The organism is Pedobacter sp. (genome assembly GCF_046462515.1).
Taxonomy (GTDB): domain Bacteria; phylum Bacteroidota; class Bacteroidia; order Sphingobacteriales; family Sphingobacteriaceae; genus Pedobacter.
Genome location: NZ_JBKGVD010000011.1, coordinates 118,846 through 129,120, shown reverse-complemented (window position 1 = coordinate 129,120; position 10,275 = coordinate 118,846). Strand labels below are relative to the sequence as shown.

The 10,275-nt window shown below is 38.6% G+C and carries 8 protein-coding genes and 1 tRNA gene; 5 read left to right on the top strand and 4 right to left on the bottom strand.

All coding sequences use genetic code 11. The annotated features are described in order from the left end of the window. Positions 1–237 (bottom strand): 3-coathanger stack domain-containing protein (locus ACLHG9_RS15945; RefSeq protein ID WP_410222497.1); only part of this gene is annotated, 237 nt, incomplete at its 3' end. Positions 238–578: 341 nt separating this feature from the next. Between ACLHG9_RS15945 and ACLHG9_RS15940 the strand changes: the two genes are divergently transcribed. Beyond that, positions 579–908 carry a hypothetical protein gene (locus ACLHG9_RS15940; protein WP_410222496.1) on the top strand — a complete coding sequence of 110 codons (330 nt, stop codon included), beginning with the start codon at positions 579–581 and terminating at the stop codon, positions 906–908. Between the two features lie 305 nt (positions 909–1,213). On the opposite strand, the gene ACLHG9_RS15935 is transcribed toward ACLHG9_RS15940, so the two are convergent. From ACLHG9_RS15935 to ACLHG9_RS15925, 3 genes are all read right to left on the bottom strand, one after another. Continuing rightward, positions 1,214–2,425, bottom strand: a complete 1,212-nt coding sequence (locus tag ACLHG9_RS15935; protein WP_410222495.1) for a bifunctional 3,4-dihydroxy-2-butanone-4-phosphate synthase/GTP cyclohydrolase II — start codon at positions 2,423–2,425, stop codon at positions 1,214–1,216. Between the two features lie 118 nt (positions 2,426–2,543). Beyond that, on the bottom strand, positions 2,544–3,917 hold the full coding sequence (locus ACLHG9_RS15930; protein ID WP_410222494.1) for an LptF/LptG family permease: 1,374 nt from the start codon (positions 3,915–3,917) through the stop codon (positions 2,544–2,546). A gap of 98 nt (positions 3,918–4,015) precedes the next feature. Next, positions 4,016–4,396 (bottom strand): START-like domain-containing protein, encoded by a 381-nt coding sequence (locus ACLHG9_RS15925; RefSeq protein ID WP_410222493.1) that lies wholly within the window; start codon positions 4,394–4,396, stop codon positions 4,016–4,018. Positions 4,397–4,657: 261 nt separating this feature from the next. Here ACLHG9_RS15925 and ACLHG9_RS15920 point away from each other — a divergent pair. From ACLHG9_RS15920 to ACLHG9_RS15905, 4 genes are all read left to right on the top strand, one after another. Continuing rightward, positions 4,658–4,734: transfer RNA gene (locus ACLHG9_RS15920), tRNA-Met, on the top strand. 350 nt (positions 4,735–5,084) lie between these two features. Then, positions 5,085–5,666 carry an RNA polymerase sigma-70 factor gene (locus tag ACLHG9_RS15915; RefSeq protein ID WP_410222492.1) on the top strand — a complete coding sequence of 194 codons (582 nt, stop codon included), beginning with the start codon at positions 5,085–5,087 and terminating at the stop codon, positions 5,664–5,666. A 196-nt stretch (positions 5,667–5,862) separates the two neighbouring features. Further along, positions 5,863–6,720: a FecR family protein gene (locus ACLHG9_RS15910; RefSeq protein WP_410222491.1), complete on the top strand. Its 858-nt coding sequence runs from the start codon at positions 5,863–5,865 to the stop codon at positions 6,718–6,720. Positions 6,721–6,912: 192 nt separating this feature from the next. After that, positions 6,913–10,263, top strand: a complete 3,351-nt coding sequence (locus ACLHG9_RS15905; RefSeq protein ID WP_410222490.1) for a SusC/RagA family TonB-linked outer membrane protein — start codon at positions 6,913–6,915, stop codon at positions 10,261–10,263. The last annotated feature ends 12 nt before the right edge of the window (positions 10,264–10,275 follow it).

Sequence of the window (10,275 nt, the reverse complement as noted above, 5' to 3'; positions counted from 1 at the left end):
GCGGGTGAGGATGTAGTTCTGGTTGCTGCTGGGGGCGGTGGCCAGGGGCGGCGCGGGCGTACCGATGTAAACCCTGAGGCTGCTGCCCGAGGGGGCATGGAAGCCCGGCAGCAGCGTAACGCTGCCAGGGGCCGAAAGCACAGCCTCCCCGTTATATTGTGAATAGCTCTTATGATCCTGGGCGGAAACATCCAGGCAGAAAACGGATGCTAACAGAAAAGTGAAAATCTTACTCATGGAGCGTTATGGCTTATAATGGCAATTAAAACTTTTATTGCTAAAGATAAGCGCACGATCATTAGATTCCAATTAAAACAAAAAATTAATAAGAGGTATAAATTCTGCCCTCTTATTCCAGTTCTTTTCAAAGTACAGCATAAGTTTTTCAAACACTAAAAGAATACCGTATAAGTTTGATAGGAATATTATGTATTTTACCTTAAAAACGTGTACTTATTAATTAATTAATATAAGTTTATTCATTGCATTTAATATATTTGCAGTCTAAATTTATCACTAAAGCGTTTGCTTTAAGTCTCGCTCGAAACGTAGGAAATTTCATTGGCAACAAGACTTAAGTGAAACGTCCATGCTATGGTGTGGGCGACACTTACGTTGCCTGGTATCCTACGACCGAAGAGCGTAAAGATGTTGCCTGCACCATAGCATTTTATTTATTAAACGCTATGAACGCAGAACCAGAATTCAAAGGATTTAATTACGTTATTTCGGATGTTGTAAGGTTTTTACCCTCTCATGATTTTTTTACAATTATGCTTAAGAATGGCAAAATTGTACACCATTGTCCCGAAAATTATTACGATTTCTTAGCTTGGCTACGTTCGCATCAAATTCCTGACGTACGAGAAAGCTGGACCAAAGAGCTTGATCAAAATACATCACCGTAAAGTACTGTGCCAAGAAACTAAAATTTTAGGAGATACTGAACCATTTAAATAAAATAATACCGACCGCATACCTCGTTTAGATGAATTAAACGTTATTGTGAAAATATTTTTAACAATTACATACTAATTCACATTATTTGTCGTATTATTGTACGAGAGCGTTAATTTAGATGTTAGCGGGAATGGTCGGAGATCATTTCCGCTTTCTTTTTTAATGGTAATTGAACCATTCCTCTCATGCTTATATCCAATAAAAAAAGCCACTACATGATGTAATGGCTCTTAGGTATATATCTTATATATTTTTATCCTTTTAAGATCTGATGCCCCATTTTGTCTCTCTTGGCCAACAGGTAAGAACGATTATAAGGATTGCTTTCTATTTCAATAGGAATGTTCTCCACCACCTCTAATCCATAACCTATTAAGCCAGCTCTTTTAGTTGGATTATTAGACATCAGACGCATTTTGGTAACACCTTGTGCTCTTAAAATCTGGGCCCCAACACCATAATCGCGTTCATCTCCCCTAAAACCTAATTTGATATTGGCCTCTACGGTATCTAAACCTTTATCTTGTAAGTTATAGGCATGTAGTTTATTGATCAGGCCTATGCCTCTTCCCTCTTGGTTCATGTAAACCACTAAGCCTTTACCTTCTTTTTCTATCATTTGCAATGCTTTGTGCAATTGTGGACCGCAATCGCAACGGCATGAACCAAAAATATCGCCAGTTACACATGAACTATGTATGCGGGTCAATACAGGCTCGCCTTCTTTCCATTCGCCTTTTGAAATGGCCAGATGTGTAGCTCCATTACTTAACTGGGTATAAGCAGTCATTTTAAATTCACCAAACTCTGTTGGTAAGCTTACGCTCACTTCTTCTTTAATCAGGCTTTCTGCTGCCAGACGGTAAGCGATCAGGTCTTTAATACTGATAATTTTCAGATCGTGTTTTGCGGCAATATGCATCAGATCTGGTAAACGGGCCATTGTACCGTCTTCATTCATAATTTCTACCAAAACGCCAGCAGGCTCAAATCCGGCCAGGCGGGCTATGTCGATAGTGGCTTCGGTATGTCCGGTTCTGCGCAATACACCTTCTTTACGTGCTCTTAGAGGAAAGATATGTCCCGGCCGACCTAAATCTTCGGGTTTGGTTCCGGGATTAATTAAAGCCTGAACGGTTTTTGCTCTGTCATGTGCCGAAATTCCGGTGGTACATCCATGTCCTATCAAATCTACCGAAACGGTAAAAGGGGTTTGGTGTAAAACGGTGTTATTCTGCACCATCAGGTTCAGCTCTAGCTTATCGCAAAGTTCTTCAATTAGAGGTGCGCATATTAATCCACGCCCGTGTTTAGACATGAAATTGATGATTTCAGGCGTTACATTCCGAGCCGCAGTAACAAAATCGCCTTCGTTTTCGCGGTCCTCATCATCTACAACTATAATAATTTTACCAGCTTTAATATCTTCTAAAGCCTCTTCTATGGTATTTAATCTGATTTCCATTTTAGCTAAAAATGTGCTGCAAAGGTACAAACCTTTAATGTACAATTAATGATGTTTTACCATTATTTTACGGTGGTTTACACAGTTTTACAATGCTGTGTGTTTTAAAGACGGAGCACTATGCCTTTTCTTTCTTTTTACGTACAAAGAAACGGGTAATGGTCTGCTTATAATAATCTATATCAAATAATGCCGAGTCTACTGAAGCTTTATAAGTTAAGAAAATACCTACGGGTGTAAGCACAATAATGGCTAACCACATGCCAGCAACGGTGGTTAAAGAACCTTCTTTAGCCGATTTCTCTGCCACAGTTGAAATGATGTGGTAAATCAGGAAGAAAATTACAGAAATAACCACTGGTAAGCCCAAACCTCCTTTACGGATAATTGCGCCTAAGGGTGCACCGATAAAAAATAACAGCAGGCAAGACACAGCAAGAGTAAATTTACGCTGGTATTCTATTTGTGCCCTGATGACCTCTTTTTGCTTTAGGTCAAATTCTACGGTGGCATTTTTTAAGCTTTGTAGCATAGCATCGGCCTGATCAAAAGCCAGTTGCAATGTATTATAGCGGTCTCTTTCTGGCACTACATTAATGATATTGCCTTTTATGATTTTTACAGCCTTATTTACCTTTGTGTAACCTTTTAAATAATTATTCTGCTTTAAATAAGCCCCTGCATTGATACTTAGCGCTTTGCCAATGCTGTCTACATCTTTTTTAAGCGAATCTTCTCTGTGCAGCAACTCTTTGCGGTTAAGCATAGGCGCATTATTTTTAAAGCTCTCTTCCTGCGTACGGGTTAGACCTTTAAAACTGCTGAAATCAAATTTTACTTCGGTTTCTTTAAAACGCATACGGCTAAAAGTCTGCCTCGGGTTATAATAACCACTGTTTGAAGCCGCTTCTTCATACCGTACACCGTTTATTAATTTTAATATCAGGTAGTTGCCGTCTGAGGTTTTAGACATCTGCCCTTTCTGGGCCAATGTAATTTTGGGCACACCATTGGTACCTTTGTGCTCATAAATAGTAATACCGTACAAAGAATCTACCGCCCCTTCTCCTTTGCGTTCAACACGCATGGCATAATCGGTAATGCTGTTATTGAATATCCCGGGCTTAATTAAAAACGAAAGTTTCTTGTTGCGCACGTCCCAAAGTAATGAACCGTATTTTAAATTGGCCTTGGGCAACATATAATCTGAAAAGAAAAAGGATGCTACAGATAAGCAGACAATAAAGACAAAAAGGGGCTGCATGGCTTTTCTAAGCGAAATACCAGCAGATTTAATCGCTACCAATTCATAATTCTCTCCTAAACTGCCAAAGGTCATGATAGAAGATAAAAGTACCGAAAGCGGCAAAGCCATAGATACATTTGATGCCGAGGCATAAAGCATCAGTTCTGCAATGGTGTACCACTCAAAGCCTTTCCCAATCAAATCATCTATATATTTGAAAAGAAAGAACATTAAGAGAATAAACATTACCACAAGAAATGTGACAATGAAAGGCCGTATAAACGCTTTAATTAAAAGTAAGTGTATCTTTTTCAACGATACAAAGATAATTAAAGCTTCTCAATTTAAGCGCCTAAAACGCTAACCAGATAATCAATCTGGTTATCCCAGATCTGTTTGCGTTCTTGTATGGTTTCTTCTGTGGCAAAATCGGTAATTGCGAGCGCTACATCGTTGGTAAGTTCATCCTGCACAATCTCCATCTCAAAAAAACAGTGCGGTTCATCATCAATCCATTTAAACTTAACCAGTTTATTTTCTTTTAAACTTAGAAGTTTAGCTTTCTGCACCTCTCCGTCCCATGAAAATGTATATGTCTGATCATTGAAGGTAACATCATCAGCAAACCATTGCGCCAAGCCGTTAGGCTCACTTATAAAACTAAATAAGATACGCGGAGACGACCGGATTGCGTACTCTAATGTAAATTTCTTTTTTTCTGACATATTTAAGGTCTATGAAGTCTGTGTTTTTAATCTTCTATCTTTTGCTAAGAAAAGTATTTTATTTTTAAAAAGCAACTGTTTACTTAAGTAACAGCAAATTAACTTTATACAGTTTAATTTTCACCACCAACTTTATTTTAACAGACTTTTGAATTCACCTGATTTTATAGAAGGCAAATCCCGATAAGAGGGCACTAAAATAATTTTCAAATATTATTTTCTCCTCAATTGGAATTATTCTATATTTGCAACTCGAAAAACGGCGGGGTAGCTCAGATGGTTAGAGCGCAGGATTCATAACCCTGAGGTCGGCAGTTCGATCCTGCTCCCCGCTACCAAGCAAAAGCTCACAGCAATGTGGGCTTTTTTACTTTGTAGGCTGAGTCGGACATTAAACTTATCGTTATTCCCTCATTACATCTGAATTTATTTCAAGAATCATTAAACGTCCTTAGATCGATTTAGAATAATTTACATAATATTTTGTAGGATTTTAATATGATCTTTCTACGTAGGGCAGATGTAAACACTTAAAGAGCACTCATCATAAGCATCAAACTAATCAAAATTCCAAAACAAAAGGTGTCGTTTCCTATCCCTACAGCAAGTGTAATATCTAACAATAATTTAATATGTTTACTTACTTAGCGTTAATTTTAATTTCATAACTTGGCATTGTACAATTTTTATGAGCGACAAAGAATTATGGGCCGATGAAACGCTGCTGACATCACTTTTAGAAGATGACGAGTATGCCTTTAAACAGATATATAAACGGTATGCGCCAAGGCTTTATGCGGCTGCATACAATCTTTTTAGGGATAAACCTTTGTGTGAAGACCTCATACAGGAGCTTTTTGCCGACTTATGGATTAAACGGAAAAACTTAAATATAAAATCGCTTAAACCCTATCTGTATACTTCTGCTAAAAACAGGGCGCTGATGGCCATGAGATCCGGAAGAACGATGCTCAGCGAAACCGCTCTTGAAAAACTGATAGCCGATTATGCCACAGATGACCGTTTAAATATCCGCGAGCTAAATGATATTTTGAACAAAAGCATAGATAGCCTGCCTGATAAGTGCCGTGAAATATTTCGGTTAAGCCGTAATGAACATCTATCGAACAAAGAAATTGCCGAACGGTTAAATATATCCATTAAAACAGTAGAAAATCAGATGACCATTGCCTTGCGAAAGCTACGTGAGCAAACCGTCGAATTTTTTGCTATTATCATCATTGCAATTATTTTCAGCAGGATGCAATAAGAAAAAAAACCATAAACCACTGTATTAAAACATCTTAAACAAAGTTATTTACACCTTAAACATTTATTTTAAAAAAAATTTAAGATAGCTTAGGGGTTGAGTCGCCAATTTGCATCATACAGATATAATGCAAAAAAACAATTCAAATAAAATAGCTGAATATATTGATACGCTGCTGACAGTGTATTTTAAAGATATGCAGCAGAAAACAACCTTAGGTGATCCATCTTTAGAATTTGCACAAGATGAGGTGTACAATAAGATATGCCAATCTATTCAGTTACACCGTAAACGTAAGCGCGTGCGTTGGCTCATGGCAGCGGCCAGCGTTATTACGCTACTTGCTATTTCAACCTTATTGTATAACCGATGGTCAGTAATAAGCAACTTAATAACACCTGTTGCAACGCTCCAAAAACTATCTCCTAAAGGACAAGTTACTTTTTTTACCCTTACAGATGGCACTAAGATATGGCTCAACAGCAATAGTAAACTATTATATCCCGAAAAATTCAGCAAACAACAACGCGAGGTAAACCTTATCGGCGAAGCTTATTTTGAAGTAGTTCATACAGATAAACCTTTTATCATTCATACTGGCGATGTAAAAACACAGGTTTTAGGAACAAGCTTTAATATCTCGGCATACCAAAACGATAAAAACATACGCATAACTGTATTAACCGGAAAAGTAGGGGTAACAACCACCGCTAACATCCAAACCATGTACTTAACACCTAACCAACAAGCAGTATTCAATAAAGAACAACAAACGTTTACCCAACATAATGTTGCAGCCGAAAAAGAAATAGTATGGCAAAACAACAATAGGTTGATATATAAAGGGGAAAAACTGGGAAAAGTGCTAGATGAAATGCGACAACGCTATCATATAAAAATAACAGCAGATGAACATTTGCTGAACTGTACTATTTCAGTTGACCTGAACAATAAGTCTACGCAAGAAATGATGCAAATTTTGGCAGAGATCATGAACGGAACATGCATACTAAAGAATGGACAATATACCCTAACAGGTATAGGATGTCAATAATAATTTAACTAAATAATAAATCAAACAAAAACAACAAACTAAATGACATAGAAAATTACTAAAAAGCCCCCGTAGAATTGCAATATTTTACAGGGGCAAAAATGCAAAGTTAAGATATATGCCTTCCAGAACCTTCTAAAATTACGGATGTAGCATATTAATGTTCAACTATTAACATTTATCACTAAAGTTATGAAAAAATCTCTATTGAGTAATAGAGTGACCAACTATGTGCTAACTATTATGAAAATAAGTACTTTGGTTTATATTACAGCCTGTTGTTTATGTTCTTTAGCATGGGCCAGTACAAGCTACGGACAACGATTAGCCGAACAAAAAGTTACGGTAAAATTTGAAAACCTAAGGTTAGATGATGCCCTTGAAAAACTAACTGCAGGTACAGGGTTTAAAATAGCCTATTCCAATGATCTACTCAACAAAACAGCTTCGGTAAGTCTAAATGTAAGCAATGGCAGCTTATTAAATGCATTGCAGCAGTTATTAGCGCCACAGCGCCTCTCATTTTCAGAGGTGGGCAATGTAATAGTGCTTAAAAAAGCGACTGCCGAAACAGCAAAACCTATAAAAACTATTCGAGGAACGGTAAAAGACACTACGGGTGTTACACTGGTAGGTGTAACCATTAGGGTAAAAGATAAGCCCACCATTGCTACCAGCACCGATGTAAACGGAAAATACGTATTAGAGGTACCCGATGGTGCTATTCTTACGTTCAACTATATGGGTTACAGAACCGTTGAAATTGCTGTTGGTAAAGAAAGCGTAATAGATGTAATAATGCATGTAGCCGATTCTTTTTTGGAAGAAGTAGCCATTGTTGGCTTTGGCATGCAAAAAAAGATAAGCTTAGTTGGCGCCCAAGGAACCATTAGTGTAAAAGATCTTAAACAACCTACTTCCAACCTTACCAATTCGCTGGGTGGTCGTGTGGCAGGATTAGTATCTGTTCAGCGTAGCGGAGAACTAGGCTTCAACGATGCCCAGATCTATATCCGGGGAATATCTACCTTTACCAATACCTTAAGCGCACCTCTTACTTTGGTAGATGGCGTGCCACGTGATATTGCCAATATTGACCCAGAAGATATTGAGAGTTTTTCTATCTTAAAAGATGCTTCGGCTACCGCTGTATATGGTGTACGCGGTGCAAACGGTGTAATACTGATCACCACCAAAAAGGGAAATGGAGGTAGGCCAACTTACAATATCAGATATACGGAAGGTATTACCGCCTTTACTACTCTTCCCGAATTTACCGATGGCCCAACGTACATGCAAATGTCTAACGAAGCTTTGGTAACCCGTGGTGGTACCCCTATCTATTCGCCAGATGCCATTGAAAAAACCCGTAATGGTTCCGATCCCTACCTTTACCCCAATGTAGATTGGATGAGTGAAGTATTCAACAAAACCGGGCACAATCGCAATGTAAATGCCAATATCAACGGCGGTTCTGGCAATGCAAATTATTATATAGGACTTGGCTACTACGATGAAAAAGGATTGTATAAAACCGAAGCACTTAGTAAATACGATCCTTCTATCTACCTTAAACGGTATAATGTTACCTCCAATCTATCTTTAAAACCATCTGGCACAACTACCATAGAACTAGGCATACAGGGTTATTTGAACAATGTAAACTATCCGGCCTCCAGTGTGGGTACTATTTTTAGCAATGCTTATTTCCAAACACCAGTAAGCATCCCCGTACAATATCCCGATGGCAAAGTAGCCGATTTACGTAGTGGTGGTTTAAAAAACCCCGTAGCAAGTCTTACACAAACAGGTTATGCCAATCAATGGCGCAGCCAGGTGTTCTCAAACTTACGTATTACACAGGGCCTACCTTTTATCACCAAGGGGTTGTCTGTAGCTGCCATGTTCTCTTTTGATGCCTATAACTATGTTAGTAACCGCTATACCAAAACACCTGATACCTATTTGGCCACAGGACGTGATGCTAATGGTAATTTTATATATGACCAAACAGCTATCGGTACCGAGTTTTTGGCCTACGGAAAAACAAATGATGGTTCGCGCACCCTATATTCTGAAGCATCATTAAATTATAACCGTGATTTTGGAAAGCATAATGTAACAGGAATGTTCCTCTATAACCAAAGCGATAAGGCCAACACTTTTGCCGAAACTCTGGAAAACTCCCTGCCTTATCGCTTTAGAGGAATAGCAGGTCGTTTTACTTATGGTTATGCCAATAAATATTTTGCCGAGGCCAACTTTGGCTATAACGGTTCAGAAAACTTTTATCCAGGTAAACAATACGGCTTTTTTCCCTCTGGAGGTATAGCATGGGTACTATCAGAAGAACAGTTCTTTAGCACCTTAAAAAATACCATACAATTGTTAAAGCTACGGTTTTCTCATGGCATAGTAGGTAATAGCCTTATTGATGGCCGCCGTTTTGCCTATTTGGCAACTGTAGCTACCATAGGCGGATATACTTTTGGGCAGAATATGAGTAATAACTACGCCGGAAAAGATTTTGGCGAGTATGCTGTTGATGTGCAATGGGAAACCTCAAAGAAAACCAATTTAGGTTTGGATATAAGGCTATTGAAAGATAAACTGGCTATACAGGCCGATGTGTTTAAGGAACATCGCAGCGGTATATTTCTTCGCCGTACTTCCCTGCCCGCCTATGTGGGTATGATCAATGCCCCTTACGGTAACGTAGGTATAATAGATAACAAAGGGATAGACGGTTCTGTTACCTATAACAATAAAATTGGACAGGTATCATTATCGTTGTTGGGCAATTTTACCTACAATCGCAATAAGGTAATAGAAGACGATCTGCCCTCATGGCAATACCCTTGGTTAGAACGCAAGGGGCGTAAAGTAGGCCAACGCTATGGCTATATAGTGCTTGGCTTATTCCAAAACGATGATGAAGTAAAAAATTCACCCTTACAAACCGGCGATGTACGTGCGGGCGATATCAAGTATAAAGATATTAACGGCGACGGCGTAATTGATTCTTATGATCAGGTACCCATTGGCTATGGCAATATACCCGAAATCGTTTATGGTTTTGGCTTTACCATTGGTTATAAATCCTTTACGCTATCTACCCTTTTTCAGGGAGCAGCCAATGTAGATTATTTACTAAGTGGCGAAGGTATTCTTCCGTTTCAGCAGGGTTTAGCTCGTGGAAACCTGTTCAGCAACATTACCGACCATTGGTCACTAGATAATCCAAACCCAAATGCATTTTATCCGAGATTAGCATCAGGAGCAGTTAACGATAATTATGCGGCCAGTTCTTGGTGGGTTAAGCGTGCCGACTATTTGCGTCTAAAATCGGTACAATTAAGCTATGCCCTGCCCAAAAACTGGATGAAACGCATAGGCTTTAAACAAGCTAATGTGTTTGTACAGGGAACCAATGTACTTACCTTTTCCGGCTTTAAACTTTGGGACGTAGAACTGGATAACGGACGTGGAGATAAATATCCTAATACATCTTCATACAGTGCCGGTTTTACCTTGAACTTTTAATTAAAAATACTG

Bases quoted from the DNA above. Each gene is read 5' to 3' on its own strand.
- ACLHG9_RS15925 (WP_410222493.1), bottom strand. From the start codon at position 4,396: ATGTCAGAAAAAAAGAAATTTACATTAGAGTACGCAATCCGGTCGTCT.
- ACLHG9_RS15930 (WP_410222494.1), bottom strand. From the start codon at position 3,917: ATGTTTATTCTCTTAATGTTCTTTCTTTTCAAATATATAGATGATTTG.
- ACLHG9_RS15935 (WP_410222495.1), bottom strand. From the start codon at position 2,425: ATGGAAATCAGATTAAATACCATAGAAGAGGCTTTAGAAGATATTAAA.
- ACLHG9_RS15915 (WP_410222492.1), top strand. From the start codon at position 5,085: ATGAGCGACAAAGAATTATGGGCCGATGAAACGCTGCTGACATCACTT.
- ACLHG9_RS15910 (WP_410222491.1), top strand. From the start codon at position 5,863: ATGCAGCAGAAAACAACCTTAGGTGATCCATCTTTAGAATTTGCACAA.
- ACLHG9_RS15905 (WP_410222490.1), top strand. From the start codon at position 6,913: ATGAAAAAATCTCTATTGAGTAATAGAGTGACCAACTATGTGCTAACT.